Origin of the sequence: Cupriavidus pinatubonensis, assembly GCF_019602855.1 — a bacterium.
In the GTDB taxonomy this organism is placed as follows: domain Bacteria; phylum Pseudomonadota; class Gammaproteobacteria; order Burkholderiales; family Burkholderiaceae; genus Cupriavidus; species Cupriavidus pinatubonensis.
Genome location: NZ_CP080767.1, coordinates 1845213 through 1871353, shown reverse-complemented (window position 1 = coordinate 1871353; position 26141 = coordinate 1845213). Strand labels below are relative to the sequence as shown.

Annotated in this window: 23 protein-coding genes; 3 read left to right on the top strand and 20 right to left on the bottom strand. The window is 65.2% G+C overall.

Annotation, left to right across the window (positions count from 1 at the left end):
* Positions 1 to 29: 29 nt before the first annotated feature.
* Complete coding sequence (locus K2O51_RS21230; RefSeq protein WP_011297862.1) at positions 30 to 284, bottom strand: phenol hydroxylase subunit; 255 nt, start codon at positions 282 to 284, stop codon at positions 30 to 32.
* A 338-nt stretch (positions 285 to 622) separates the two neighbouring features.
* Here K2O51_RS21230 and K2O51_RS21225 point away from each other — a divergent pair, with 338 nt between their 5' ends.
* On the top strand, positions 623 to 2245 hold the full coding sequence (locus K2O51_RS21225) for a sigma-54-dependent Fis family transcriptional regulator (protein ID WP_011297861.1): 1623 nt from the start codon (positions 623 to 625) through the stop codon (positions 2243 to 2245).
* A 16-nt stretch (positions 2246 to 2261) separates the two neighbouring features.
* Here the strand turns inward: K2O51_RS21225 and K2O51_RS21220 are convergent, their stop codons facing one another.
* The 9 genes from K2O51_RS21220 to K2O51_RS21180 all read right to left on the bottom strand — a co-directional run bounded on the left by K2O51_RS21220 (position 2262) and on the right by K2O51_RS21180 (position 11947).
* Entirely contained in the window at positions 2262 to 3299 is a 1038-nt protein-coding gene (locus tag K2O51_RS21220; protein WP_011297860.1) for a fimbrial protein, read from the bottom strand.
* Positions 3296 to 5914, bottom strand: a complete 2619-nt coding sequence (locus K2O51_RS21215) for a fimbria/pilus outer membrane usher protein (RefSeq protein WP_220631618.1) — start codon at positions 5912 to 5914, stop codon at positions 3296 to 3298. The genes K2O51_RS21220 and K2O51_RS21215 overlap by 4 nt, the downstream gene beginning before the upstream one ends.
* 63 nt (positions 5915 to 5977) lie before the next feature.
* Positions 5978 to 6751: a fimbria/pilus periplasmic chaperone gene (locus tag K2O51_RS21210; protein WP_220631617.1), complete on the bottom strand. Its 774-nt coding sequence runs from the start codon at positions 6749 to 6751 to the stop codon at positions 5978 to 5980.
* A 64-nt stretch (positions 6752 to 6815) separates the two neighbouring features.
* Positions 6816 to 7373 carry a fimbrial protein gene (locus tag K2O51_RS21205; protein WP_041679602.1) on the bottom strand — a complete coding sequence of 186 codons (558 nt, stop codon included), beginning with the start codon at positions 7371 to 7373 and terminating at the stop codon, positions 6816 to 6818.
* Between the two features lie 84 nt (positions 7374 to 7457).
* The gene (locus K2O51_RS21200; protein WP_140951650.1) at positions 7458 to 8102 is read right to left on the bottom strand and encodes a response regulator; all 645 of its coding nucleotides are present in this window, start codon (positions 8100 to 8102) and stop codon (positions 7458 to 7460) included.
* A gap of 516 nt (positions 8103 to 8618) precedes the next feature.
* Positions 8619 to 9428, bottom strand: a complete 810-nt coding sequence (pcaD, locus tag K2O51_RS21195) for a 3-oxoadipate enol-lactonase (RefSeq protein ID WP_011297855.1) — start codon at positions 9426 to 9428, stop codon at positions 8619 to 8621.
* A 33-nt stretch (positions 9429 to 9461) separates the two neighbouring features.
* Complete coding sequence (locus tag K2O51_RS21190; RefSeq protein WP_011297854.1) at positions 9462 to 10457, bottom strand: tripartite tricarboxylate transporter substrate binding protein; 996 nt, start codon at positions 10455 to 10457, stop codon at positions 9462 to 9464.
* 55 nt (positions 10458 to 10512) lie between these two features.
* On the bottom strand, positions 10513 to 10791 hold the full coding sequence (gene catC / locus K2O51_RS21185) for a muconolactone Delta-isomerase (RefSeq protein WP_011297853.1): 279 nt from the start codon (positions 10789 to 10791) through the stop codon (positions 10513 to 10515).
* Positions 10792 to 10822: 31 nt separating this feature from the next.
* Entirely contained in the window at positions 10823 to 11947 is a 1125-nt protein-coding gene (locus K2O51_RS21180) for a muconate/chloromuconate family cycloisomerase (RefSeq protein ID WP_011297852.1), read from the bottom strand.
* Between the two features lie 101 nt (positions 11948 to 12048).
* Between K2O51_RS21180 and K2O51_RS21175 the strand changes: the two genes are divergently transcribed.
* A complete protein-coding gene (locus K2O51_RS21175) occupies positions 12049 to 12930 on the top strand; it encodes a LysR family transcriptional regulator (RefSeq protein WP_011297851.1) in 882 nt (293 codons plus the stop codon).
* Between the two features lie 27 nt (positions 12931 to 12957).
* Here K2O51_RS21175 and leuA read toward each other — a convergent pair whose 3' ends face one another.
* The 10 genes from leuA to K2O51_RS21125 form a co-directional block, all read right to left on the bottom strand.
* Complete coding sequence (gene leuA / locus K2O51_RS21170; protein ID WP_220631671.1) at positions 12958 to 14625, bottom strand: 2-isopropylmalate synthase; 1668 nt, start codon at positions 14623 to 14625, stop codon at positions 12958 to 12960.
* Between the two features lie 323 nt (positions 14626 to 14948).
* On the bottom strand, positions 14949 to 15407 hold the full coding sequence (locus K2O51_RS21165; RefSeq protein ID WP_011297849.1) for a GNAT family N-acetyltransferase: 459 nt from the start codon (positions 15405 to 15407) through the stop codon (positions 14949 to 14951).
* Between the two features lie 89 nt (positions 15408 to 15496).
* Complete coding sequence (locus K2O51_RS21160; protein ID WP_011297848.1) at positions 15497 to 17071, bottom strand: methyl-accepting chemotaxis protein; 1575 nt, start codon at positions 17069 to 17071, stop codon at positions 15497 to 15499.
* Between the two features lie 286 nt (positions 17072 to 17357).
* Complete coding sequence (bla, locus tag K2O51_RS21155; protein ID WP_140951704.1) at positions 17358 to 18239, bottom strand: class A beta-lactamase; 882 nt, start codon at positions 18237 to 18239, stop codon at positions 17358 to 17360.
* A 31-nt stretch (positions 18240 to 18270) separates the two neighbouring features.
* Positions 18271 to 18669, bottom strand: coding sequence for a Na+/H+ antiporter subunit G (locus K2O51_RS21150; protein ID WP_245001947.1), 399 nt, complete (start codon positions 18667 to 18669; stop codon positions 18271 to 18273).
* 26 nt (positions 18670 to 18695) lie between these two features.
* The gene (locus K2O51_RS21145; protein ID WP_140951700.1) at positions 18696 to 18968 is read right to left on the bottom strand and encodes a K+/H+ antiporter subunit F; all 273 of its coding nucleotides are present in this window, start codon (positions 18966 to 18968) and stop codon (positions 18696 to 18698) included.
* Positions 18953 to 19456 (bottom strand): Na+/H+ antiporter subunit E, encoded by a 504-nt coding sequence (locus tag K2O51_RS21140; protein ID WP_011297844.1) that lies wholly within the window; start codon positions 19454 to 19456, stop codon positions 18953 to 18955. The genes K2O51_RS21145 and K2O51_RS21140 overlap by 16 nt, the downstream gene beginning before the upstream one ends.
* 4 nt (positions 19457 to 19460) lie before the next feature.
* Positions 19461 to 20996, bottom strand: coding sequence for a monovalent cation/H+ antiporter subunit D (locus K2O51_RS21135; RefSeq protein ID WP_220631616.1), 1536 nt, complete (start codon positions 20994 to 20996; stop codon positions 19461 to 19463).
* Positions 20993 to 21346, bottom strand: a complete 354-nt coding sequence (locus K2O51_RS21130) for a Na+/H+ antiporter subunit C (protein WP_041679938.1) — start codon at positions 21344 to 21346, stop codon at positions 20993 to 20995. Before K2O51_RS21130 ends, K2O51_RS21135 begins: the two co-directional genes overlap by 4 nt.
* Positions 21346 to 24171 (bottom strand): monovalent cation/H+ antiporter subunit A, encoded by a 2826-nt coding sequence (locus tag K2O51_RS21125; protein WP_220631615.1) that lies wholly within the window; start codon positions 24169 to 24171, stop codon positions 21346 to 21348. Before K2O51_RS21125 ends, K2O51_RS21130 begins: the two co-directional genes overlap by 1 nt.
* Before the next feature lie 254 nt (positions 24172 to 24425).
* On the opposite strand from K2O51_RS21125, the gene K2O51_RS21120 reads away from it, so the two are divergent.
* The gene (locus tag K2O51_RS21120) at positions 24426 to 25997 is read left to right on the top strand and encodes an EAL domain-containing protein (RefSeq protein ID WP_011297840.1); all 1572 of its coding nucleotides are present in this window, start codon (positions 24426 to 24428) and stop codon (positions 25995 to 25997) included.
* Positions 25998 to 26141 lie beyond the last annotated feature (144 nt).

Below are 26141 nucleotides of genomic sequence, written 5' to 3'. Positions count from 1 at the left end.
TCCCTGGTGGATGTCGTGCCGCCGCGGCTTCAGGCCACGGTCTCGCACCATTTGTCGCGTTCGCGTTCCAGCGCACGGCCGAGCTGATGCGACACCGTGATGGCGCACTGCGCCGCGCAGAACGCGGTGAACTGGTCAGGGCGCATGACCAGCTCCACATACAGCGCGGGGTCTCCGAGCGAGAACTCGAACTCGACCCATTGCTGGCCGTGCGAGGTCACCCGGACGTAGGGCTGCGACCGGCGGGAAGCTGACGAGGCGGAATGGACGATGGGCGTGGTCATGTCTCGCTCCTTTTGCGCTGCACACCGGCTGGCGTGCGCTGTTTTTGGTGAGGAGACATATAGCGAAGGCCGTGCCACGGGACACGAGCCCATATGCCACAAGGGCTGGCGGGAGGTCGCGCGCGGTTGGCGCGCCGAGGTCGCTTGACGATTTGATGAGATGAAAAAGCCGGTTTTCACCAAATGATCAAATCCGTCGCTATTGCGGTGCAACACGCGAATCTGGCATCGCGGCAGCGTTTGCGTAGGCCCCGAACGCGCGTGTTAGGCTACGGAAAACCGAGGCCAGGACGCTCCCCTCCGGATCGATTCGCGCCCGCAGGCATTCTGGAGATGAGATGACCGCGCCCCCCAAGCAGCCGCCGTTCGACCTGGCTTCGCTGCTGACGATCGACCCCAAGGCCGCACAGATCCGGCTGGGCGATTCCCGCATGGTGCTGATGCACACGGAGGCCCTGAGCTACTTGCGCAAGGAAATCCTCGACACGCTTGGCCTGGAGCGCGGCAAGGGCCTGCTGATCCGCATGGGCTACGCGCAAGGCATGCGCGATGCCGAGATGGTCAAGCGCGAGCGCAAGGAAGAACTCGAGCATTCGCCGAACGACGCCTTCCTGCTGGGCCCGCAGCTCCACATGCTCGAAGGTGTGACGCGGGTCGACCCCGTGCGCCTGGAGATCAACCGCGACACCGGCCACTTCTACGGCGAATTCCTCTGGCAGGATTCATGGGAAGGCGAAGCGCCCTTCAACGAGTCGCTGAGCCGGGAGGAAGGCGGCTGCTGGGTGCAGCTCGGCTATGCGTCCGGCTACAGCAGCACGTTCATGGACCGCCTCGTCATCTACAAGGAAACCGAATGCCAGCGGCGGCTCGACGCACTGTGCCGCATCGTCGGCAAGCCGGCCGAGGAGTGGAACGATCCCGACTACCTGAAGTACTTCGAGCCCGATTCCGTCATCAGCGATCTGCTCACCCTGCAGCAGGAAGTCAGCACGCTGCGCGAAACGCTGTGCGGCGCCAACCAGGGCAACCTGATCGGCCAGTCCCCTGCTTTCCGCGAAGCGTTTGGTCTGCTGTCCGCCGCTGCCGACAGCCACATCACCGTGCTGCTGACCGGCGAAACCGGCGCCGGCAAGGAGATGTTCGCGCGCTGGCTGCATGACCACGGCCCGCGCAGCGAGCAACCGTTCATCGCCGTGAACTGCGCGGCGATCCCGCACGAGCTGATCGAGTCCGAGCTGTTCGGCGTGGAGAAAGGCGCGTACACCGGCGCGCAGCAGTCGCGCCCCGGCCGCTTCGAGCGCGCGCACGGCGGCACGCTGTTCCTCGACGAGATCGGCGACCTGCCGCTGTCGGCGCAGGTCAAGCTGCTGCGGGTGCTGCAGAATGCAGAGGTCGAGCGGCTGGGCGGTGTCGAGACACGCAAGATCGATGTGCGGCTGATTGCAGCCACCAACGTGAACCTGGCGCAGGCGATCCGGCAGGGGCAGTTCCGCGCGGACCTGTTCTACCGTATCAGCACGTATCCTGTCGCCATCCCTGCCCTGCGCGAGCGCCGCGACGATATTCCGGAGCTCGCGCAAGCCTTCATCCAGCGCTTCAACGCGCGCTACCAGAAGCAGGTACGCGGACTGAGCCAGCGGGCGCGTGATGCGCTGATGCAGTACCAGTGGCCCGGCAATATCCGCGAACTCGAAAACATGATCGAGCGCGGCGTGCTGCTGGCGCCCGCTGCCGGCCTGATCGATACGTCCCACTTGTTCGCGAGCCAGCAGGCCGCTGTCGAGGCGCCCGAAGATGCCGATGCGCTGATCCAGAAATTGCTGGATCAGCAGGTGTCGTTGCCGCAGATCGAGGCGCGGCTGATGCAGCTTGCGATCGACACGACGCGCGGCAACCTGTCGTCGGCGGCGCGTATGCTGGGCATCACGCGGCCGCAGCTCGCGTATCGGCTGAAGAAGTAGTGGCGGAGCTGTTTGCCTATTCGTAATCGAACGTGAACGTCGCTGCGCTGGTCACCGTACCGGCCGTCACAGGCAAGCCGTTGTTCAGCCTGGTGTAGCGAACCGCATAGCTGTACGAGGCCGGAACGTTGGCCTGGATATTGCCCAGCGCAGTGCGACCCTGCAGCGCCACGGGCTGATCGCTGCCTCCGGTCACGATCTGGAAGCCAACACCAGCGGCGGTGCCCTGCGCACCGGCTTCCGACGCCCCGAGCACGCCCGCCTGCGCCGCCTGTATCGGTGTGCCGGGCGCCGCATCGAAGGTGACGCCGATGATGGCTGGTGTGTCGCACGTCACCCCTATGGAGAATGGCACCGACCCCGCTGTCGCCCCCGGCGAGCGCAGATCGGCCGCGCGAACAGGCTGGAGCGTCACGGTCGACGGGTAGTTCACGTTGCAAGTGATGGGCCGTGGCACGGCATTGCCGCTGAAGCCGATATAGTTGTTCCCGCTCCCGCCAAGCGCACCCGCGGTCGAGCCCTGGTAGACCCCGAAGCCAAACCGGGTTTGTGACGGGTCCAACGTGCCACCGGTGACGGGGCCGGTCTTGACGAACTCGATCGAGACTGAAACCGCGTACGTCATGTCCGCGTTCAGGGTGCCGAGCCCTTCCCCTGTCGTGTTGCACCAGACGCCCGCAGCATGAGCGATGGGCTGCCCCGCGGCATTGCGCATGCGAATGCCGATACCCGGCACGCCTGTCGAGTAAACACCGTCCGAGCCTTCGGTGCCCGAGCCGTAGTAGCAGGCCACGATCTGCGCACCAGGCACCACGTGCGATGGCACGTTGTCGCACGTTCCGCTGAAGGTGTAGTTGCGCACGGTTCCCGGTATGGTGCTGCCCACCGGCAGCGTGGTCACCACGGCCATATCGTTCATGGCCTGCAGGTACGGCATGGCGGGCGTTGCGGTGCAGGCCGCATGGGCTGCCTGCGATACCAGCAGCAGCATCGCGGCGAGCAGGCTGCGGAGCGCCGCCTGTGCTCCCGCGCTGACGTCGAGCACGGCCATCATTGCGCTCCTTGTGCATCCGGATGATTGCGCTTCATGGACACCGTAGCCGAAGCGTGGTCGCCGCATACACCGTCGGCGCGGGGTAATGCGCGTCCCGGATTGCCCGTAGACGCCGGCAGTGCATAGCGGAAGGCGCAAGTGTCCGCCTGCAGCGGTCCCCATTTTGCTGTCAGCACACCGGCGTCCCGTGTCAGCCCGCGCGCCAGGAGTTGCCCGTCCTGGCCGACGGTTCCCGCAAGGTTCCCGTCGGCATCGAATACCTCGGCGGCGAACGGCAACGGCGTGCCGTCACTCATGCGCACGCGCAGGATCGCCGCCCGGCCACCTTTGCCGGTATCGAACCGTACACGGACCACGGCCCCCGACGTTGGCGCCACCTGCTGCAGCGTCGAACGCAGCTCCACATCGAGCGGAAGGCCCTTGGGGTCGATCTCGACGGGATTGCGCGAGAACGGCATCAGGTTTGGCACGATCGCATGGCCCCACGGATCGAGCCGCAGTCCATTGGCATTGGCCACGCGCGCGCCGGTAGCGTCCGCAGCCTCCACGATGGCGACGGTATCGCCCAGCGCCGACGAGAACGTCACCCCGCCGGCATAAGCGACGATGCCGCCGGAGATGCCGGCGCCGTACTGGCTGTAGTGGTTGCCGTGGCTCGCGTTGGCGGTCAGCGTCGCAATTGGCGAGACATAGCCCGCATTGCCGGCGACGCTGCTGGTGACGGTGCCACCGCCACTGCCGTGGCTCGCGTTGAGTCCATACGTGAATTTGCTGTCCGCGCCGAGCGTGCCGGTCAGGGATTCCTGAACGCCCATGACACCGGACGAGTCCTTCTGCAGACTCGTCATCGCATACGGGGCGTGCGGTGTCCTGCCCAACGGTATGCCGACCGTGAGCATGACGCGGTTCTCCCACCTGGCGGTGCCCAGGTTGATCTGCCGTGCTGCCGAGATGCCGTAGCTGACACGCTTGTAGCTGTTGTTGTACCCGGCCTGGTACTGGGTGTCCCGGCCGCGGTGGTTCCAGTAGTCCTGCGCGGATCCTGACAGGTAGACGTTGCCGTATCCTGCCGGCATGCCCTGGCTGATGGTGACTTGCAGGCGCCCGCGCCGGACGCCGCCAGGCACGGGGACGGCGCCCGCGTCATCGAGGCTGCGCGTTGCCACTGCATCGGCAAAGTTCAGAAAGCCGCTCGTGGAGTACCGGTAGGCGGCCAGCGTCACGTTGGTGCGCGTGGGCGAGACCATTTTGCTGTAGGACAAGCGCATGCTCTGGCCACTACGGTCGGGCTGGCTGACCAGGCGCGTGGTGGCATGGGTAGCGTCAGCGCCGAATGCGCCGTAGCGCGTGTTCATCGCCATGCCGAGGACGATCGAGAAATAGCCTTGAGCAGCGAGCATTCCGCCATAGCCAGTCAACAGGTTGGAGATGCCGTGCTGCACGGTTGCCTGCAGGAAAAGCGGCGTACTTTGCACGCCGGTGTTGCGATACTGGCCCGATGTCACGCTATAGCGCCAGATGCCGGGGCGCAACGCGTTCACGACGGGCGCGTAAGGCACGAACGAGGCACGGACACTGCCGTCCGCCTCGGTCACCAGCACTTCCAGGTCGCCGCCGTAGCCGGTTGCGTAGAGATCGTCGATCTCGAACGTGCCTGGCGCGACGGTGGTCTCGTAGATGATGTTGCCGTTTTGCCGTACCTGCACCCGCGCGTTGCTGTTGGCGATGCCCCGGACTGTCGGCGCGTAGCCGCGCTGCGATTCGGGCAGCATGCGATCGTCGGTGGCGAACTGCACGCCGCGGAAGCCGAAGCTGTCGAACATGGCGCCGTCCGTAAACGCATCCCCCACCACCAGTTGGCTGCGCATCGGCGTGATCGAGCGCTGTACGCTGGTCTGCACCGACTGGTAGCGATTGCCGGCGACCGCATCGTACGAAAGGGTGCCATAGTGCCGGAAACGCCAGGGACCGATGTTGATGCCCGCATTCAGGCCGAGATAGCCCTGCGTTGACGAAACTCCGGTGCTCTCCGTGTGATACACGTTGGCGTTGTACGCCAGGCGCGCAGCAGTGACACCCTCGTCCCAGTAGCGCGGATCGACATAGCCACGCGCGCTACGGCTCAGGAACGACTGCGGCACGCTCAGATCGAGCCGCAGTTCGCCATTGTCAAAGGCGGCGTTCGCGCCGGGAACCAGCTCCGGCAACGTCACGCAGTCCGCCATGGCTGCATGAACAAGACGCTCGGCGGATGGGGCCGGCAACCGCGTAACGTCCACCCCTGCGCGTTCGATCAGCATGCGGTCAAAACAGGGTTGGACATCGCGTGCACCATTCCCCGCCTGCCGCAGTGTGATCTCGGCCATGCCAACCCACGCCCCGTTGACCTGCAAGTCGGCACGATAGGTCCCCGGCAACGGCACGTTCCCTCGGTTGAAGCGCGACACATCAAGCTTGCCGCCACCGGGCTGCCGCAGGAATACGTCATTGAATTCCACGTCCCCGGAGCCAGTCGTGGTTGCACGGGCGGTCGAAATGCTGATTAGCGAGAGCACCACCACGCAGCACGGGCGCAGACGGGAAGGAAACAGGCGCTGCCTTCTTCTGACTTGCATTGAGATTTCCTGGAGCCGGTCGGTTCGGCGCGCGGCCGTCGCGGCACCTGCGGACCAGCACGGCTACCTGGCGTCGTCCAGTGGCGCTTCGCCATCGTTCGAACTGCCCCAGTCATTGAGCGTGTGGTAGCGGACCTTGGTGCCGGGGACGGACGGGACGTCGCCGTTGAGCGGGAACTGGCGCGTTTCGCCGGGCGCCACCATGGCGCCGCGCTCGTTGACGGCACGCTTGCCGCCGGACGACAGCTCGACGCTGACGACCGAAACGTGGAACGCCGTAGGGTTGTGGCATTCGATCAGCAGCCGGCCATCGGTTCGTGCGAGTCGCCAGACAAGTTTCGCCGGCGCCTCGCCCGGCGTACCCTTGAGCCCTTCGGGACGGTAAAAAAACTTGATGCGCGAGCGGAATGCGAGTTGCAGCTTGTTAGAACCAGTCTGTTCCGCGTTGGGCTTGGGCGGTATCTCCAGCACATTGAGCCAGAAGACCGATTCGCGATCCTCGGGTAGCGGTTCGCCGGTGTAGACGATGCGCAGGCTCTGACCCTTTCCTGGATCGATACGCGCGACCGGTGGCGTCAGCACGAACGGCACGCCGATGCTTGCCGGCGGCGCTGCGGGATCGCCCTTGTCGAACCATGACTGCACCAGCGCCGGCGCGTTGCCTTCGTTGGTCAGCTTGATCGTGACTTCGCGATCACGGGCGTTGTAGACGGCGCGCGTGCCGGCGATGACCACCGAGCCGAACGCAGGGGTGACTGGGCTCACGCCGACGGCGACCAGCGCGGCCAGCAGCACGGCCATGAAAGGCCGCCGTGAGTTGAAAAGGTGGCTTGGCATGGGTACTTCGGCAGAGCCGGAATACAGGGCCGCCAATAGCTGCCCCTGTTCCGGCCCCGTGGCCTTACTGATACGACAGGATGTAGGTGACGCTCGACGAGACCGACCCGGCAGCGGCCGCGCCGCCTGTCGCCACGTACTGGGCTGCGTATGGCAGCAGTGCCGTGCCATCCGGCTTGATCGGCTGCGCCATCGAATTCTGCGCAGCGCCGTCGGAGGCGCCAATGGAAATCAGGCTGCCGCTCGACGGATTGAGCAGCCCGATCTGCACGTTGGCTGCGCCGCCGCTGCCAATATCATCGGTGTTGACGAGCCGTCCGGTCGCGGGATCGACATTGGCGCCCGCTTCGAAGAAGGCATGGACGTTCCCACTGGCAGGATTGCAGTTGCTCAGCGCTATCGAGAAGCCCGTCGTGCCGGCCGTACTACCGGCGGCGGCCAGATTGGTCTTGGACACATTGGGCAGCGTCACGGTGAAGCTGCCCGCGTTGCCCGTTGTAATGGTGCAGGTGGTGTCGGTGACCTGGCCCTTGAAGGTGATCGTGCCGTCCGACGCATGCGCGTATGACGCGCTGGTTGCTGCACCGGCCATCATCAGTGCGGTAAAAAGCCTGGTATTCATTCTGTCTCTGTGCTGGGTTAAAAAAACGGCGCGCGGCCGTGGAAATCGGGAAGGCGCATTCATGCCATTCATGCCATTCACGCCTTATTGCCTGCCCGGCAGCAGGCCATGCGCGATGGCGTACTGACACAGCTCGTAGCCGGTGCTCAGGCCGAGCTTCTTCATCGCCATGTTTTTCTGCACGCTGATGGTCTTGCGGCTGCGGTTTGCCTGCCGCGCAATTTCAACCAGCGAAATGCCCGCTGCGCATTTGCGCAGCACCTCAAGTTCTCGATGCGACAGCCTGGTTTCGGGACCGCCCTCGCCTGTCACGGCCGTATCGGGCAGCTCGTGCAACGACGGCGGTACGTAGGTCAGTTCGCTGAACGCAGCACGGATCGCCGGCGCCAGGTGGTGCAGCGGATCGGTCTTGGTGAGCACGACCGCAACCCCGGCGCTGCGGATATTCCGGATCGACAAGGCGTTTTCGATCATCGTGAACACCACGAGGCGCGTGTCCGGATAACGTCGTCGCAGCATCTCCAGCATTGCGATTCCATCGCCATGCTCGCCGTCGGGCATCGAGTAGTCGGTCACGACCACATCGCAGGGGACAGCGTCGAGCAAACGGACCAGTTCGGTGGAGTTGCGGGCCATGCCGATCATCTCTATTCCTGCGTGGCGGCTCAGTTCCTGGCGGAGGCCGCTGAGGACAATCGGATGGTCATCGGCAATGAGTACCCTGATCATCGCTACGTCTCCTTGGCAGATGGGATGCGAACCCTCAGCGGCTCGCGTACTGCCGGGATAGTAGGTTTCCTACCCTTTGCCTAACATTGGGCACGGGCTGATTGCCCTATCGGAAATTTCAGACCCGAGGGGTGGGTTTGTTCGATGCGAGGCCGGTGGCCGATGACGCCGCTTTGGCAAAAAGCGCTTTTTTACGCACAAGACCTAAAACGGCGCGCGGTTCGTTGTCACCCTGTCGGAGTGACATGGTGGTGACCCGACGTCGTCCGAAATGGATCCATTCCGGACGAACTAACGAGATACCATTCCCAGTACATTTTTATGCACTCGGCTTCCCTCCGGACAGCCTGAGTATTTCCCTTGCTTGAGTCGGCGCCCGCTCCTTCCCAGGAGCGGGCATTTTTTTATTCTTCAGGGAACAGCTGGGATCAGGCGAGCGCATGGCCGCTGTGTAGCCGGCGTGGCCGGCGGGCGAGGTGTGCGGCGGGTGGGGCGCGTCAGCGGGTGGCGAGCGTCTTACGCTGCCTTGAGAAACCTCACCACGGCATCCGCGAACGCTTGCGGCAGCTCCCAGTTCGACAGGTGCGCTGCGTCGAGCGACAGGTATTCCGCGCCCGGCACGGCCTGCGCGACTTCACGGCCTTGCGCGGGCGTGGTAGCGGCATCCTGCTCGCCGGCGATGACCAGCACGCTGGCATCGATCTGCGGCACGATGGCGCGCAGGTCGGCATCTCGCACGGCGGCGCAGTTGGCGGTATAGCCTGCGGGATCGCAGCCGAGCAGCATGTCGCGCACGGGCTCCATGGCTTGTGCGTGCGACGCGCGGTAAGACGACGTGAACCAGCGCTCCAGCACGCCCGGAACGATAGCCGCCATGCCATCACGCAGCACGGTAGCAATGCGGTTGTCCCACACCGAGGCCGGGCCAATCAGCGCGGCGGTATTGGCCAGCACGAAGCGATCGAAGCGGTTAGCGTGATGCCGCGCCAGCCACATGCCGGTCATGCCGCCCATCGATAGCCCACAGAACTGGGCACGTTCGACGCCGGCATCGTCCATCACCGCGATCACGTCCGCACCGAGTTCCGCCATGCTGAACGGCTGCGCAGGTACCGACGAGCGGCCATGACCGCGCGTGTCATAGCGCAGCACGCGGAAATGCCTGAGCAAAGCCGGCATCTGCGGGTCCCACATCTGTAGCGTGGTGCCCAGCGAATTGGACATGACCAGCACCGGCGCGCCGGCGGCGCCTTCGATCGTGTAGTGGATGGAAACGCCGGCGCTGATGGCCGTGCCGGTGCGGGCGGGATAAGCAGGATTGGTCATGTCAGGCTGCCCGCCGCAGCGGGCTTGGTTGGATCAGTCGGCGTGGATGCCGCGCTGGCGAATGAGCGCGCCCCACTTCTCGGTTTCCTTTGCCAGGTGGTCGCGCAGTACCGCCGGAGAGCTGCCGATCGGCTCGGCACCGATCATCGCAAGGCGCTTCTGCACAGCCGGCTTGCGCAGCGCTTCGAGCATGGCGCGGTTCAGGGTGTCGATCACGGGCTGCGGCGTCTTCGCCGGCACGAACGTCGCAAACCACGGCGACAGTTCATAGCCGGGCAGCCCGGCCTCGGCCACGGTCGGCACGTTCGGCAGCGCGCTGGAGCGCTTAGCGGTCGTCACAGCAATCGGCGTCAGCTTGCCCGAATCGATCTGCGGCTTGGCCGAGGTGATGCTGTCGAACATGTAGTCGACCTGTCCGCCCAGCAGGTCGGTCATGGCCGGGCCGCTGCCCTTGTACGGGATATGCAGCATGTCCACGCCGGCCATCGACGCGAACAGTTCCCCCGCCAGGTGGATCGATGTGCCGTTACCGGCCGACGCATAGGTGTACTTGCCCGGCGATGCCTTCGCGTGGGCGATCACGTCCTTGACGGTGGTCTCCTGGCGGCGCGCCTTGTTGGCGACGAGCACGTTGGGCACGACGGCCAGCAGCGATACCGGCGCGAAATCCTTGATCGGGTCATACGACAGCTTGCCGTACAGCGCCGGGTTCACGGCCATGCCATTGGCGACGATGATCAGCGTATAGCCGTCGGCCGGCGAACGCGCCACCAGTTCGGCGCCGATGTTGCCGCCCGCGCCGGGGCGGTTCTCGACCACGATCGACTGGCCCAGCGTGCGCGACATGTCCTCGCCCAGCGTGCGCGCGATGTTGTCCATCGCGCCGCCCGACGGGAACGGCACGATCCAGCGGATCGGGTGGTCGGGATAGGCCGCGTGCGCGGCCGGTGCGGCGAACGAAAGGCTCGCGGCCAGCGCAAGCGCGCCTGTGCGGCTGACACCTGCCAGCCGCTGAAACAACGTCTTCATAGTCTCCTCTCTGCTTGCTCGCGTGATGCGGGTTGTTCTGTTCGCGTACCGCCGTTCAGCGGATCGACGACGGGTGCTTCGCCAGCGGGGTCACGTGGATCTTCATGTACGGGAACAGCGGCAGGCCGGACAGCAGCGTGTGCAGCTCGTCGTGCGAACCGACGTCGAAAATGCTGTAGTTGGCGTACTCGCCGACCACGCGGTAAAGCTGCTGCCACTTGCCTTCGTGCTGAAGCTGCTGGGCATACGCCTTCTCGCGCGCCTTGATGTCATCGGCCTGCGCAGCAGGCATGTCGTGCGGCAGGTTCACATCCATCCGGACCAGGTAAAGCATGGCGTTCCTCTTGGCTAATCAGATCAGTTCTTTAAGCGCGGTCGCGCCGGTAGTGCGCGAGCTTGTCTTCGTCGAGCGCGAGGCCCAGCCCCGGGCCTGCGGGCAGGTGCAGGCTGAAATCGCGATATTCGGGCCGCTGCACGACTACATCGTCCTTGAGCAGCAGCGGGCCGAACAACTCTGTGCCCCACGCAAGTTGCGGCAGCGTGCAGAAGCCGTGCGCGGCAGCGATGGTGCCCACGCTGCCTTCCAGCATCGTACCGCCGTATAGCGCGATACCCGCGGCATCGCCAACCGCTGCCGTGCGCAGCATGCCGAAGATGCCGCCCGATTTCGCGATCTTCAGCGCGAACACATCGGCACCGCCGATGCGCGCGAGTTCCATGGCATCTTCTGGGCCACATACCGCTTCATCCGCCATGATCGGCACGACGAAGCGCGCCGCCAGACGGGCCAGCGCCGTACGTTGCTCACGCGGCGTGGGTTGCTCGATCAGGTCGATGCCAGCGGCTTCGAGCATGGCAATACCACCCGCGGCATCGGCCTCGTTCCACGCCTGGTTGATATCCACTGTCACGCGTGCACGGTCACCCAGCGCGCGCTTGATCGCGGACACGTGCGCCACGTCATCACGCACGCTGCGCCGGCCGATCTTGAGCTTGAACGTGTTGTGCCGGCGCTCGGCCAGCAGGCGCTCGGCTTCGTCGATGTCCCTCGCGGTATCGCCGCTGGCCAACGTCCACAGCACCGGCAGCGTGGTACGCACGGCGCCGCCGAGCAGCGTGGCGAGCGGCACACCGAGGCGCTTGCCCTGCGCATCAAGCAGCGCTGTCTCCAGCGCCGACTTGGCAAAGCGATTGCCGCGCGCGATCTTGTTCAGGCGTGCCATGGCGGCATGGACATTGGTCGCATCTTCGCCGGCCAGCGCAGGCGCCAGGTAAGTGTCGATCGCCAGCTTGATGCCTTCGGGGCTTTCATCGCCATAGGAAAGGCCGCCGATGGTGGTGGCCTCGCCGATGCCTTCGATGCCGTCGCTGCAGCGCAGCCGCACGATCACCAGCGTCTGCTGCTGCATGGTGGCCATGGCCAGTTGATGGGCCCGGATGGTGGGCAGGTCGACCAGGATGGCTTCGACCGAGGTAATCGTGGCTGTCATACCTTTGCGCTGCGGAGAAGGATTGTCGACGAAGTATGAATCTTGACGCGAGTCACGTCCAAGACCGATGATGTCTCAATCAATACCCTACAGGTATGCCAATGGAACTCCGACACCTGCGATATTTCCAGGTTGTGGCCCAGGAACTCAATGTCACGCGTGCCGCAGAGCGGCTGCATATGGCGCAACCGCCGCTTTCACGCCAGATCCGGCAGTTGGAGGATGAAGTCGGCGTGACCTTGTTCGATCGCGTGGGACGCGGACTGCGGCTGACGGAGGCGGGCCGTTTCCTGCTGGAACAAACCACGCAACTGACGCAGCGGCTTGAGGAAACCATCGAAAGCACCCGCCGCATCGGCCGGCAGGACAAGCGCTGGTTCGGCATCGGCTTCGTGCCGTCGGTGCTGTATGGGGTGTTGCCGGAACTGATTCGCGAACTGCGCGGCTCGGAACAGCAGGTAGAAGTCGGGCTGGCCGAGATGATTACCGTCGAGCAGGTCGAGGCACTGAAATCCGGCCGCATCGACCTGGGCTTCGGCCGCATTGCGATCAATGACCCTGCCATCCGCCAGGAGGTGGTAATGGCAGAACCGCTGGTGGCAGCGCTGCCGGCAAGCCAGCCGGTACCGGCGCTGGACGCGCTGACGCCGCAGGGGCTGGCCACGCGCCCGTTCATTCTCTACCCGGCGCGGCCACGGCCGAGCTATGCCGACCACCTGCTGTCGCTGTTCCGCGCGCAGGGTCTGCAACTGCGTGTGGCGCAGGAAGCCAACGAACTGCAGACCGCGCTGGGGCTGGTGGCAGCCGGCGTCGGCATTACGCTGGTGCCGGCGTCGATACAACGCCTGCATCGCGATGATGTCCGCTACTGCCCGATCGATGCGCCGGGGTTCGTGTCCCCTGTCATCATGAGCTATCGGGTTGGTGACAGCTCTCAGTTCCTGGCCCAGGCGGTAGCCTGGGTCATGCGTCAAGGGCAGTAGGGATTGACTGGTCCAGAATCGGGGGAATCAGGCCTGTGAGCGGCGCTGGCGCACCAGGCGGTTCGCTACGCTGATCACAGCCTGCACTGACGCTTCCACGATGTTGTGGCTCATGCCGACACCGAAGCTGGCGCCGGGCACGCCTTCCAGCGCGGCTTCGACGATGGCCATCGCCTGTGCATCGGCACCGGCGCCGGTGGCGCGCTCTTCGTAGGCATCAATGCGCATGCGCAGGTCGAGCGCGTGGACTGCGGCTGCGATGGGGCCATTACCCTTGCCGTGCAGCGTCTTGCGCACGCCGTCGACCGTCACGTCGAGCGCAATGCCCTCCCCGCTCTCGTCGAGCTTGTAGGCGTGGTAGACGATGCCCTGGCCCGATGCATCGGATGGGAGATACGTCTCCCCGAACAGCTTCCAGAGTTCCGGGCCGCTGATCTCGGTCTCGCTCGCGTCGGTAGCCCGCTGCACGACCGCGCTGAATTCCACCTGCATGCGGCGCGGCATCACCACGCCGTGCTCGCGTTCGAGCATGAACGCAATACCACCCTTGCCCGACTGGCTGTTCACGCGGATCACGCTGTCATAGGTGCGGCCGAGGTCGGCCGGGTCGATGGGCAGGTAAGGCACTTCCCACACGCCGTTCGGATCCTGTGCGGCAAAGCCCTTCTTGATCGCATCCTGGTGCGAGCCCGAGAACGCCGTGAACACGAGGTCGCCCGCATAGGGGTGGCGCGGATGCACGGGGATCGACGTCGCTTCTTCGGCAATCCGGGCCACGGCGTTGATGTCGGAGAAATCGAGGTTCGGATGCACGCCCTGCGTGTACATGTTCATGGCGAGCGTGACGATGTCCACGTTGCCGCAGCGCTCGCCGTTTCCGAACAGGCAGCCTTCGACGCGGTCCGCGCCAGCCATCATCGCGAGTTCGGCGGCAGCCACGCCGGTGCCGCGGTCGTTATGCGGATGCACGGACAGCACGATATGCTCGCGCGGCACGAGACGGCGGTGCATCCATTCGATCTGGTCGGCAAATACGTTAGGCGTCGCGTTTTCGACGGTGGTCGGCAGGTTGATGATCACGCGGCGGTCGGCACTTGCACCCCATGCCTCGATGGCCGTATGGCACGCCTGCAGCGACACCTCGAGCTCGGCTGCGCTGAAGGTCTCGGGCGAATACTGCAACGTCCACTTGGTTTCAGGATGCTGGTCGGTCAGCGTCTTCAGGTAGTCGATGTGATGGTGCACGAGCGACATCACTTCGGGCACGCTCATGCCGAACACGATTCGGCGCCAGGCCGGCGCAACCGCGTTGTAGACGTGGACGATAGCCTTGCTCGCACCCTTCAGTGCTTCCACGGTGCGGTCGATCAGCTCCTCGCGCGACTGCGTGATGACCATGATGGTCACGTCGTCGGGAATCAGGTTTTCATCGATCAGCTTGCGGATGAAGTCGAAATCGGTCTGCGACGCCGACGGGAAGCCGACTTCGATTTCCTTGAAGCCGATGCGCACGAGTTCCTGGAACAGACGCATCTTGCGCTCGCCGTTCATCGGCTCGAACAACGCCTGGTTGCCGTCCCTCAGGTCGGTCGAAAGCCACATGGGCGCTGAGGTAATCGTGCGGTTCGGCCAGGTGCGATCGGTGAGGCCGACGGGCGGGAACGGTTGGTATTTGGCGGAGGGCTGGGCAATCATCATGGTCCACGAATCCGGTGCCGGACGGTCCGCTGCGGGCCGTGCCGGGAAGTCAAACAGGCAAATGCAATGTGACTTCCCCTGCAGCCCCTCGCATGGCGAAGGCTGGTTCGTGGGCCGGGATCAGGGGGAAATCAGGAGGCGCGCTGCGAATCGTTCGATTCAGGCGCCGGAGAGCTTAGGCAAGCAGATCCCGGCCGAGCACTAGGGCTAGGCGGCGCAGGGATAGGGAGGTGAGGCGCTTGCAAGACATGCGGTCGATTCTAGCAGAGGCTTTGGGAAAACGTGAACGAAAATTTACGGTGTGATGGCCGGACTTCCGCTCATCCGGCAATGGGTTTCGACATCTCCGTGGTCGGGCTCCAGCCCATGCGCGCATAGAGCGGCTGCCCCATCTCCGTGGCATGAAGGACCGCAAAAGCGATGCCGCGCTCGGCAAACTCGGCCTCGGCGCGGTTCATCAGCGCTTGCCCGATGCCGCGCTCGCGGTGGCTGGGATCAACGTAGAGATTGAGGATGTAGCCGCGCTTGTCCTGCAGCGGATGCGAGGGATGCGGCGGCCATTCAATGACCATCAGGCCAATGCCCGCGAGCGGCGCGCCGCCCTCTTCCATCACCCAGCCAAAGTAACTGCCATCGGCAAGTCGCGGCAGAAGCCAGTCGCGGAACGGGTCCTGCATCGCGGCAAGCGTCAAGGCATCGCGGCCCGCTTCGCGGAACATCGCTTCACGGTGGCGGCAAACCAGTTCCAGGTCATCGATGCACAGCGGCCGGCATTCCATGGCTTGGCGCTCCCTCGGCGTAGTGAAGCCGAGAGCGTAGCGCAAACGGCCGTGCTGCGTAATGGTCGATCAACGTCGATCAACGTCGATCAACGCCAGCCGATGGCCCCCGCCGCCTCAACACGGAACGTGCCCGCATCCGCGACCAGCCGCGACGCCTGTTCCCGCAGGCTCTCGGCTGCCGCGGCCGCCTGCTCGACCAGCGCCGCATTCTGCTGCGTGGCCTGATCCATCTGCGCGACGGCCTGGTTGACCTGCTCGATGCCGGTCGACTGCTCGTCGCTCGCCTCGGCGATTTCCTCGATCAGCGTGGTCACCTGACGTACCGCCATGACGATGCTGTCCATCGCTTCGCCGGCCTGCGCCACGCGCCCGGTACCGGCTTCCACCTGCTGCAGCGACGACGAGATCAGTTCGCGGATCTCCTTCGCCGCACCGGACGAGCGCTGCGCGAGCGTGCGCACCTCGCCCGCCACGACCGCGAATCCGCGCCCCTGTTCGCCGGCACGCGCCGCTTCCACAGCGGCGTTCAGCGCAAGGATATTGGTCTGGAACGCGATGCCTTCCACCGCGCCGATGATGTCGGCCATGCGCGTCGCCGCAGTCGAAATGCCTTGCATGACCTCCACCACACCGCGCACCGTCGCCGCGCCATTGTCGGCCACGCCCATCGCGTCCTGCGCCTGCTTGCGCGCAGCGCGTGCGTTGCCCGCGTTCTGCGTGACGGTCGAAGTCAGTTCCTCCATCGAGGCCGCGGTTTCCTGCAGCGAAGCCGCCTGCTGCTCGGTGCGCTGGGACAGGTCGGTGTTGCCTTGCGCGATTTCATGCGCGGCGCTGTCGACCGAGCCCGACGCAACCTGGATGTTTACCACCAGCGTGCGTAGCTGCGTGAACGCGCGTTCCAGCGCCTGCATCATCTCGCCGATTTCGTCGTGGCTGGTCGCCGTGACGGGATAGGACAGATCGCCCTGCGCGAGTGCCTGGGCCGCCTTTACGGCATCAGCCACCGGCCGCGTCACGGAGCGCGTGATGCGCACGGCCGACACCACGGCCGCGAGCACCGCGATCGCCAGCACGCTGAGCAGCCACACCTTCGCCGAACGGTAGGCCTCGTTCGCCTCCGCCGATTCCTTCGCGCTGACGGCCTTGCCCACTTCCATCAGGGCATCCAGCGGCGCGAAGTAGCTCGCTTGCGCGGCAGACAGTTCACCGTTGAGCTCGGCGCGCGCCTTCTCCGCATCGCCGGCACGCACGCCATCGATCACGATCGCCACGCGCGACCAGTAGCGCGTATCGGCCGCCGCGAGGTCCTTGTACAGCGCCTTGCCCTTGTCGGTGTAGAAGATGTTCGCCATGCCTCGGATCTTCTCTTCGTTGACGGCACGCAGCGCTGCGATCCTGGCAACGCCCTTCTCCACCTTGGTCGCGTCCGGCGCCAGCGCCAGGTCGCGCAGAATGATGGCTGTATGGGCCGCGCGATCCTTCAGTCCATGGAACTCGAGGATCTTGTTGTTCAGGTCCGATACGATGAGTTGCGTATTGGCGTCCATGGTGGCCATCTTCTGCAACGCCACCACGGCAATCACCAGCAACATAAACACACTGAGCGAAAACGCCGCCGCCAGCCGCGTGCCGATGCGCACGCGCTTGAACGAATTCAACATACCTGAAATCTCTCCACTTGAACCGTATCTGCATCTATTGCGGTGGATGCCGTGAGGCACCCGCCCGCCCGTGACTTCAGACCACGGCAGCCGCATCGCACCGGGGTACGGTGCTGGTTTTCAGCGGCTCGTCATTCGTGGACACCAGGGTGTTGGCCCTCGCGTTATCGTCACCCCTCAGGGGTTCTGAAGCATGACCTTGAAAGATGACGGAAAAAGTGATGTATCCGTAGTTCGGCGCACTTGCCGACTCTACGCCGTATGTGCAACCAACTGCCTGACGATTTCAGCCCAGCGCGGAGAGCGCGATGCGCGCCGCGCTGGCGATCGTTTCATTGCTCCACTTCGCATCCGGGGCGGCTTGCGTGAAATAGATAGCAACCACGATCGGCGCGCCCGCCAGGGGCCACAACACGGCGATGTCGTTGGTCGTGCCATAGTCGCCGCTGCCGGTCTTGTCGCCGATCTGCCAGCCGGCGGGCATTCCTGCCTGGATGCGCGCTGCGCCGGTCGTATTGCCGCGCAGCCATGCCTGCAATTGATTGCGCTGTACTGGGGGCAAGGCGCCGTCGAGCGCCAGCGCCTGCAGGCTGGCTGCCATGGCGGCAGGCGTTGAAGTATCGCGCGGATCGCCGGGAATCGCGGTATTCAGTTCGGTTTCCCAGCGGTCGAGCCGGAAGGTCTGGTCGCCGATGGAGCGCGCGAATCCGGTCACGGCAGCGGGGCCGCCGAGACGGTGCATCAGCAGGTTAGCGGCGCCGTTGTCGCTGTATTGGATCGCAGCGGCGCACAACTGGGCGATGGTCATGCCGTCCGCGACACGCTTCTCCGTAATGGGGGAATAGGCAACCAGGTCCTGGCGCGTGTAGCGGACATGCTCATCGAGCAGGCCGGGCGCGCCTGCGCTGCGCTGCAGGACAGCGCCGGCGAGTATCACCTTGAACGTGCTGCAAAACGGGAAGCGCTCCTCGGCGCGATGCCGTACCTGGCGGCCATCGCCGGTGTGGCGCGCGAATACGCCAAGGCGGCCGCCGGCACTGCGCTCCAGCGCGGCCAGTCTCGATTCGGCGTCAGGCGTGGTGGAGCGCGCCGAACTGGCGCAGGCGGAGGCAAACGGAGCCGCGGCGGCGGCCAAAAGCAAGGTGCGGCGGGTTCTTGAAGGGAGCATGGGAAGCGACGGTGAATGCCAGCCGGGCATTCTAACTGTCTGCCTGCTCGCCAGCATTTACGTTTGCCGCCTGCATGTCCTCCGCCTGAACTCGCCCCACGGCAGCCCATGGTCCACCACGCGTGCGTGGATCCACCGGCAACTGCCGCTGGATGGCTGCCTTGGCCAGCATGTGCGCGCTGATCGGCGCGGTCAGGAACAGGAAGGCCGTCACCAGCAGTTCGTGCACGCTGGCACCCTGCCCCTGGCAACTGAAATACACCACCGATGCCACCACCACGCCGCCCACGCCGAGCGTGGTCGATTTGGTCGGCCCGTGCAGCCGCATGAAGACGTCCGGCAGCCGGAACAGGCCGATGGCGCCGACCAGCGTGAACAGGCTGCCAGTCAGGAGCAGTACGCAGACGGCAAGTTCGGCGATCGTGCTCATCGGAACGCTTCCGCTTGCAGGCATGGCTAGTACTCGATGATGTCGCCGCGCTGCAGGTACTTGGTCAACGCAACGGTGCCGACGAAGCCCGTCAACGCGATCAGCAGCGCTGCCTCGAAGAACATCGCCGAGCGCAGGCTGATGCCGAGCACGACGATTACCGCGATAGCGTTGATATTGAGCGTGTCCAGCGCGACGATGCGGTCCACCAGCGCGGGGCCGCGCACCAGGCGCACGAAGGTCAGCAGGAACGCCAGGCCCAGGATCGCCAGGCAGACCGGTATCACGAGGGCAAGCACAGGAAGATCTCCTTCAATGGCACTTCATAGCGCGACTTGATGCGTTCGACCAGGGCGGCTTCGTCGTCGAGGTCCAGCACGTGCACCAGCAGGCTGCGGCGATCGTCGCTGAGTTCCGCGCACAGTGTGCCGGGGCTCAGCGAGACGATGCTGATCAGTGCAGTGGTCGCAAGTTCATGCTCGACATCGAGCGGTACGACAATGAATGCGGGCCGCAGCCGCGCCGTGCGGCCCAGCACGAGGATCGCCACTTCCACATTGGCGACCACGATGTCGATCAGCACATGCACGGCCAGCCGCAGCATCAGGTCCGGGCGCGACAGCCGGAATGGCCCGAGCACGAGCCACAGGTCCGCGAGCCGTCCCAGCCCCCAGCCCAGGAATGCGCCAAGCAGCCAGTGTGCCGGCGCCACGCTGTTGGACAGCATCAGCCACATCAGCAGCAGGATCAGGCTCAGCCATGGATGCGGGAACTGGCGCGCGAGCATTGACCTACCTCTCCGCCGTTTCCGGAACGCCGGCTGGCAGCACGGCGCGAACGTAAGCAGTGCGATCCTGCAGTTGGACGGCTGCCTGTCCGACATAGGCGCTTACCGGCGCGGCAAATGCCGTCAGCATGACGTTGCAGGCCAGCAGGAACGCGCTGCAGGCAAGCTTGCGGCCTTCGGGGCGTGAGCGGACGCGCGCTGGCACGGCGGCATCCTGCGACGGGTGGCTGCCATCGTGCGGCAGGCGCCACAGCAGGCGCGTGCCTGTGCGCGACGCAGCCACCAGCAACACCAGTCCGGATGCCAGGATGGCAGGCCAGTAGACGATGGCACTGTCGGTCGGTACGGCGCGCAGGATCATGACCTTGCCGAGGAAGCCCGACAGCGGCGGCAGGCCCACCGCCACCACCGCGCCGGTCAGGTAAAGCAGACCAGCGAGCCGCGTGCCGGCCACCATCGACACCTGCCCGTCCGCATGCGGGGGCTCCAGCGCGTCAGCCAGCAGGAACAGCGCCGCCGTGCATAGTGTCGTGCTAAGCAGGTAGTACAGGGCAGCGGCCCAGGCGACGGGCGTCTGCATGGCGACGGCAATGCCGAGCAGTCCAACGGAGGCGAGCACAAGGTAGCTGGTCAGCGCACGCAGGCTGGTGGCTGCCAGTGCGCCGATGGCGCCCACTGCCAGCGTCGCCAGCGCCAGCACCGGCAACCATGTCTGCATGAATGGCGCGAGCAGTCCTTGCCCGGCGCCGAAGACCAGTGCGTCACAGCGCAGGATCGCGTACAGGCCGACTTTTGTCATCACCGCGAACAGCGCCGCCACCGGCCCCGCGGTCTGCGCATACGCACGCGGCAGCCAGAAGTACAGTGGAAAGAAGGCAGCCTTGAGTCCGAATACCAGCATCAGCATGACACCCGCGGCCACCGCCAGCGGCAAATCTGAGGCCGGCAGGCCCTGCAAACGCAAGCCTATATGCGCGAGGTTTAGTGTTCCGGTCAGCCCGTACAGCATGCCGATGGCGACGAGAAAGAACGACGATGCCACAAGGTTCAGCAACACGTAGTGCAGTCCCGCGCCGATGCGGTCGCGCCCTGCGCCGTGGATCAGCAGCGCGTACGAAGCGATCAGCAGGATTTCGAAGAACACGAACAGATTGAACAGGTCGCCGGCCAGGAACGCGCCGTTCAGTCCCATGAGCTGGAACTGAAACAAGGCGTGGAAATGGCGGCCCGCACGCACGAGTTCCGGCCCTGCAGCTGCGAGCGCCGCCGGTGCCAGCAGCGCGGTCAGCCCCAGCATCATCGCGCCAAGACGGTCGAGTTGCAGGACGATGCCGAACGGCGCCTGCCAGTTGCCGAGCGCGTAGACGGCGATGCTGCCGCCCGCGGCCTGGTCCCCAAGCAGCCCGGCAACCGGTACCAGCAGCAGCGTGGCGGCCATGCACACCACGCGCTGCGCGCGCAGCCTGTGCATAGGCATGGCGGTCAGCAGTGCACCGGCGAACATCGGCACAAGGATGGGAAGCAGCAGGACGTGGGTCACGGGCGGCCCTCCGTCGCTTGCGCATCGTTTTGTCCGGCGGCATCGACATGGTCGCTGCCTGTCAGGCCCAGCGAGCGCAGCGACAGCACCACCGCGAATGCCGTCATGCCGAACGCGATGACGATTGCGGTCAGCACCAGTGCCTGCGGCAGCGGGTCGGCATAGCTGGCGCCCGACGCGATCACCGGCGGCCTGCCGATCGTAAGCCGGCCCATGCCAAGCAGAAACAGGCTGATCGCGTACGACAGCAGCGTGAGGCCGAGCACGACAGTGAACGTACGCGCCCGCAGCAGCAGGTAGATGCCACACGCACCAAGCACGCCGATTGCTCCGGCATAGAGCGCCGCCATCATGCGCCCTTTTTGCCCTGCCGCGGCCGCCCGAATGCCGCCGGCGTGTTGCGCACGCCCAGGTGCGAGACGATCAGCAGCGTGGTTCCGGTCACCGTGCCGTACACGCCAAGGTCGAAGATCATCGCCGTCGCGAGTTCGATTTCGCCGAGTCCGGGCACGTGGTAATGCCCGAACGCAGTGGTCAGGAACGGAAAGCCGAACGCGAGGCTGCCAAGGCCAGTCAACCCGGCAATCAGGATGCCGATACCGGCCAGCGCACGGTAGTCCGGGGCGATGCGCGCCTCGGTCCAGCGCACGCCGCTGGCAACGTACTGGAGCAGCAGCGCCACCGATGTGATCAGCGCCGCAATGAAGCCACCGCCCGGCAGGTTGTGCCCGCGCAGCAGCAAGAACACGGACACCAGCAGCGTCAGCGGAAGCATCAGCCGCGCGAGCATGGCCAGCAGCAACGGATGCCGTTGCGCCGACCATGCCTTGCCGTCGGGACCGGCCTCGGGCATCGGTAGCCGCATGCCGCGCAATAGTGCCTGCACAGCCAGTCCGGCAATCAGCAGCACGCAGATTTCGCCCATCGTGTCGAAGCCGCGGAAATCCACAAGCAGCACGTTGACCACGTTGTGGCCCCCGCCGCCCGGCACGGCGTTCTCGACGTAGAAGCCCGACACCGGATCGTAAGGCCGCGTCATCACCGCGTAGGCGCAGATGGCGAGCATGCCTCCGCCGCCGAACGCCAGCACGATGTCCCGCACCTGCCGCGTTGGTGCTGCGGCCATGGTCGGCTCCGGCGGCAGGTAGAACAGCGCCAGGACCAGCAGCAGGACGGTGACCACTTCAACCGAAATCTGCGTGAGGGCCAGGTCGGGGGCCGAGAAGCGCGTGAACAGCAGTGATACCAGAAGCCCGCACGTGCTCAGGAACACCAGCGCCGCCACGCGCTGGCGCCGAGCTACGACTACCGCCACAGCGCACAACGCCAGCAAGCCGAGGTAAGCCGCGCCCATTGGATCGATCGTTCCATCGGAGGTTGTCCCGGCCAGCGTATCCAGATCGGCGAGGAATACCGCTGGCACCGCCACCAGCGCGGCCAGCATCCAGGCCATGTAGCGCTGCAGCGAACCGTTCTCCATGCGCTGCGTCAGCGCGCGGGCCAGGCGTTCCAGCGCGGCAATGCCCGCTTCGAACGAACGTCGCGCACTCAGCGGTTCGATTGCCTGCTGCCAGCGCCGCAAGGCGTCGCGCCGCAGGAAGAACAGCGCCGCGCCGCCGGCCATGGAAACCAGGCTCATGAGCAGCGGCAGGTTGAAGCCATGCCACAGGTGCAGGCTGTAGTCGGGCAGCGGCGCGCGCAGCGTGGCCAGCGCGGTGGTTGCAAGCAGGTCGCCAACTGTATAGCCAGGCGCCAGGCCCACCACCAGGCAGATCACCACCAGCAGTTCGACCGGCAGCTTCATGAAGCGCGGCGGTTCGTGCGGCGGATAGTTTGGTACATCGGGGCGCTCGCCGCCAAAGAAGACACCGTAGATGAAGCGCAGCGAGTAGGCCATGGTCATGGCGCCGGCCACCGTGGCGGCTGCCGGAATCACCCAGTTGAAATCGCCGAGCAGGCCCTGCGCCAGCGTCTCGCCAAAGAACATCTCCTTGCTCAGGAAGCCGTTGAACAGCGGCACGCCGGCCATGGACAGCGACGCCACCACGGCCAGCAGCGCGGTATGCGGCATGTAGCGCGCCAGCCCGTGCAGGCGGTCCAGGTCGCGCGTGCCGGTTTCATGGTCGATGATGCCGGCGGCCATGAATAGCGACGCCTTGAATACCGCGTGGTTGATGATGTGGAACAGCGCGGCGACGGTGCTCAGTTGCGTGTCGAGCCCGAACAGCAGCGTGATCAGGCCGAGATGGCTGATGGTCGAATACGCGAGCAGGCCCTTCAGGTCCCGCTGCAGCAGCGCCAGTGCCGCGCCCATGATCAGCGTGACCAGGCCCGTCATGCTGACGAGGTAGAACCAGGCGTTGGTGCCATCCAGCACCGGGTAAAGCCGCGCCAGCAGGAATACGCCCGCCTTGACCATCGTGGCCGAGTGCAGGTAGGCCGAAACCGGCGTCGGCGCTGCCATGGCGTGTGGGAGCCAGAAGCTGAACGGAAATTGCGCGGACTTGGTGAATACCGCAAGCAGCACCAGCACCAGCATCGGCAGGTACAGCGGATGGCGCTGCACGTTGCCGGCCTGCGCCAGGACGTCGCCCAGTTCCAGGCTGCCGCAGATGCGCCCGAGCAGCAACACCGCCGCCAGCAGTGCAAGGCCTCCGCCACCCGTGACCGTGAGCGCCATGCGCGCGCCCTGGCGCGCGTCCTCGCGCCACGACCAGAAGCCGATCAGCAGGAAAGACAGGATGCTGGTCAGTTCCCACGAAATCGCCAGCAGCAACAGGTTATCGGCGAGCACCACGCCGAGCATGGCGGCCATGAACAACAACAGCAGGCAGAAGAAGCGCACTGCCGAGGCATTGCGCGGCAGGTAGTAGCGTGCATACAGGACGACGAGAAGGCCTACGCCGATGACCAGCAGCGCGAACAGGAAAGACAGGCCGTCCAGCCGCAGGCCGAGGTTCAGGCCGATCTCTGGAAGCCAGTTGACGCGCCAGACGAGCGCATGGTCGGGGTGGTCGAACACCGCTTCGCGCACGCTGAACAGCAGCACAAGCGCCGCCAGCGGGAAGCCGATGGTGATCGGTGCAACGAGCTGAGCGGCACGCTTGCCCGCCAGCCATGTCAGGACGGCGGCGACAAGTGGCAGCGCGATCAGCAGGACCATCACTACAGTCATAGCCTGACACCTGTTGACCCGAACGGGTCACGAATCCGGTCACGAATGGGCAGTTCCGCCACCGGTGCGTGAGCCATACTGCCCTCACCCTGCCTGAATTGTGCCCGCGTGGGCCGGCAAACGGACCCCATCCGCGCACGACGCGAAAAAATTCACTGCCGTGCAAAAGATTCTGAATACGCAATGTCGGCAAAGTCGCCGAAGGCGCGTAGTAATCTTGCGTACCCCTTGCAAAACGGTCTACTGGTACGCGGATGAATCGTCCCATGTTCCTGCTGATGTCGGTGGCGCTGGCAAGCGTCGCGGCGCTGGTCCCGGTGTTGGTCAGCGTGCGCGTGGCCGAGCAGGAAGCGGACCGGCGCGAACAGGAACACCTGCACGCCTTTACACGGGCGGCGGTGCTGCGCATCGAGCGCGTCATGACTGATGCCATCCAGGGCCTTCAGGAAATGGAGGCGCAGACCGATCCGCCGTGCTCGCCGGGAAACCTGCTCGCGCTGCGGCGCGTCGCCTTTACCTACCGCTATGTCAAGGATGCCGGCCGGCGCGTCGGCAACACGCGGCTGTGTTCGGCGCTGCTCGGCGATGCTTATGGCCGCGGACTGACACTGCCTGAGCAGGACTGGCAGGGCCTGGACGGGCTGGAATACTGGTTCTCGGTACGTAATCCGTTCGGGGCGCCCCGCCCCGAACTGCTGGTCGGCCGCAGCGGCCACTACGTCTCGCTGGATCCGCAGTCCATGGTGGATGTGGTCGACCTCGAGCGGCGCGACCTGGCGGCCGTGAGCCTCGGCACCGGTCGTCTGGTGGCGGCCAAGGCCGGCACGGACCCGGTGGAGATGGAACGCCAGTACGCCGATCCCTCGGCCCGCGACAATAGCCACTACTACGCGGTGGTCCGCTCCGCGAGCATGCCGTTCGCGGTGGTGACCCGGGCTCCGCGGGGCCGCCTGGTCTCCAACTGGCCGCTGTTGCTGGGCCTGTGCATCTTGACGGGGCTGGCGATCGGCACCGCGGCCGGCGCGCTGACGCTGCGCCTTGTTTCTCACAGGTTCTCGCTGGAATGGGCGCTGCGCAACGCGGTCAAACGCCGCCAGATCAGCGTGCATTTCCAGCCGATCATCGCGCTGGCAGACCCACGCTGTGTCGGCGCGGAGGCCCTGCTTCGCTGGCAGCATAACGGCGAGATGGTGTCTCCGGAACTGCTGCTGTCGGTGGCCGGGCGTGCGGGACTGATGGCACAGATTACAGACCAGGTGCTGGACAACGTCCTGCAGGATCTCGGCGACTGGCTGCGCAGCCATCCCGACTTCTATGTTTCCGTCAACGTCGACGTGCAGGACCTGAAGGCGCGCCGCTTCCTCGACGTGCTGAGCGCCCGCCTTCCCGGCACGGGCATTGGCGCACGGCAGATCCGTATCGAGATCACGGAGCACGCCTTCCTAGAGGCCGAAGCCGCCCGGGGCATCATCCAGGCCTTCCGCGATGCCGGCCACCCCGTCTATATCGATGATTTCGGCACGGGGTACTCGAGCCTGTCCTACCTGCAGAACTTCAAGGTCGACGCGCTGAAGATCGACAAGTCGTTTACCGACACGATCGGGCGCGATGCGGCGTCGAGCACGGTGGCGCCGCACATCATCAGCATGGCGCATGAACTCGGCTTTGAAGTCGTGGCCGAGGGCGTCGAGCATGAAGCGCAGGCGCGTTACCTGAAAGAGCACGGCGCCCAGTACGCGCAAGGCTGGCTGTATTCGCGCGCATTGCCGGCCGATGCGCTGGTGGGGTTCCTCGAAAGATGGCATCCCGTCCCGGGGGCAGCATGAAGCGTGCCGGTCCGTGACATGTCTCGCTGTTCTATCTTTGGGACATTTTTAATGGCGATTTGAAAACTTTAACTTCGTGGTCCGACGCGCCACGGCGACAATGCCGGGGAAACTGGAAAACTAAATTAAGTACTATCCAGAACG

Excerpts from the sequence above, each read along its gene's own strand:
- K2O51_RS21230 (WP_011297862.1), bottom strand. The coding sequence starts at position 284 with ATGACCACGCCCATCGTCCATTCCGCCTCGTCAGCTTCCCGCCGGTCG.
- K2O51_RS21225 (WP_011297861.1), top strand. The coding sequence starts at position 623 with ATGACCGCGCCCCCCAAGCAGCCGCCGTTCGACCTGGCTTCGCTGCTG.
- K2O51_RS21220 (WP_011297860.1), bottom strand. The coding sequence starts at position 3,299 with ATGATGGCCGTGCTCGACGTCAGCGCGGGAGCACAGGCGGCGCTCCGC.
- K2O51_RS21215 (WP_220631618.1), bottom strand. The coding sequence starts at position 5,914 with ATGCAAGTCAGAAGAAGGCAGCGCCTGTTTCCTTCCCGTCTGCGCCCG.
- K2O51_RS21210 (WP_220631617.1), bottom strand. The coding sequence starts at position 6,751 with ATGCCAAGCCACCTTTTCAACTCACGGCGGCCTTTCATGGCCGTGCTG.
- K2O51_RS21205 (WP_041679602.1), bottom strand. The coding sequence starts at position 7,373 with ATGAATACCAGGCTTTTTACCGCACTGATGATGGCCGGTGCAGCAACC.
- K2O51_RS21200 (WP_140951650.1), bottom strand. The coding sequence starts at position 8,102 with ATGATCAGGGTACTCATTGCCGATGACCATCCGATTGTCCTCAGCGGC.
- pcaD (WP_011297855.1), bottom strand. The coding sequence starts at position 9,428 with ATGACCAATCCTGCTTATCCCGCCCGCACCGGCACGGCCATCAGCGCC.
- K2O51_RS21190 (WP_011297854.1), bottom strand. The coding sequence starts at position 10,457 with ATGAAGACGTTGTTTCAGCGGCTGGCAGGTGTCAGCCGCACAGGCGCG.
- catC (WP_011297853.1), bottom strand. The coding sequence starts at position 10,791 with ATGCTTTACCTGGTCCGGATGGATGTGAACCTGCCGCACGACATGCCT.
- K2O51_RS21180 (WP_011297852.1), bottom strand. The coding sequence starts at position 11,947 with ATGACAGCCACGATTACCTCGGTCGAAGCCATCCTGGTCGACCTGCCC.
- K2O51_RS21175 (WP_011297851.1), top strand. The coding sequence starts at position 12,049 with ATGGAACTCCGACACCTGCGATATTTCCAGGTTGTGGCCCAGGAACTC.
- leuA (WP_220631671.1), bottom strand. The coding sequence starts at position 14,625 with ATGATTGCCCAGCCCTCCGCCAAATACCAACCGTTCCCGCCCGTCGGC.
- K2O51_RS21165 (WP_011297849.1), bottom strand. The coding sequence starts at position 15,407 with ATGGAATGCCGGCCGCTGTGCATCGATGACCTGGAACTGGTTTGCCGC.
- K2O51_RS21160 (WP_011297848.1), bottom strand. The coding sequence starts at position 17,071 with ATGTTGAATTCGTTCAAGCGCGTGCGCATCGGCACGCGGCTGGCGGCG.
- bla (WP_140951704.1), bottom strand. The coding sequence starts at position 18,239 with ATGCTCCCTTCAAGAACCCGCCGCACCTTGCTTTTGGCCGCCGCCGCG.
- K2O51_RS21150 (WP_245001947.1), bottom strand. The coding sequence starts at position 18,669 with ATGAGCACGATCGCCGAACTTGCCGTCTGCGTACTGCTCCTGACTGGC.
- K2O51_RS21140 (WP_011297844.1), bottom strand. The coding sequence starts at position 19,456 with ATGCTCGCGCGCCAGTTCCCGCATCCATGGCTGAGCCTGATCCTGCTG.
- K2O51_RS21130 (WP_041679938.1), bottom strand. The coding sequence starts at position 21,346 with ATGGCGGCGCTCTATGCCGGAGCAATCGGCGTGCTTGGTGCGTGTGGC.
- K2O51_RS21125 (WP_220631615.1), bottom strand. The coding sequence starts at position 24,171 with ATGACTGTAGTGATGGTCCTGCTGATCGCGCTGCCACTTGTCGCCGCC.
- K2O51_RS21120 (WP_011297840.1), top strand. The coding sequence starts at position 24,426 with ATGAATCGTCCCATGTTCCTGCTGATGTCGGTGGCGCTGGCAAGCGTC.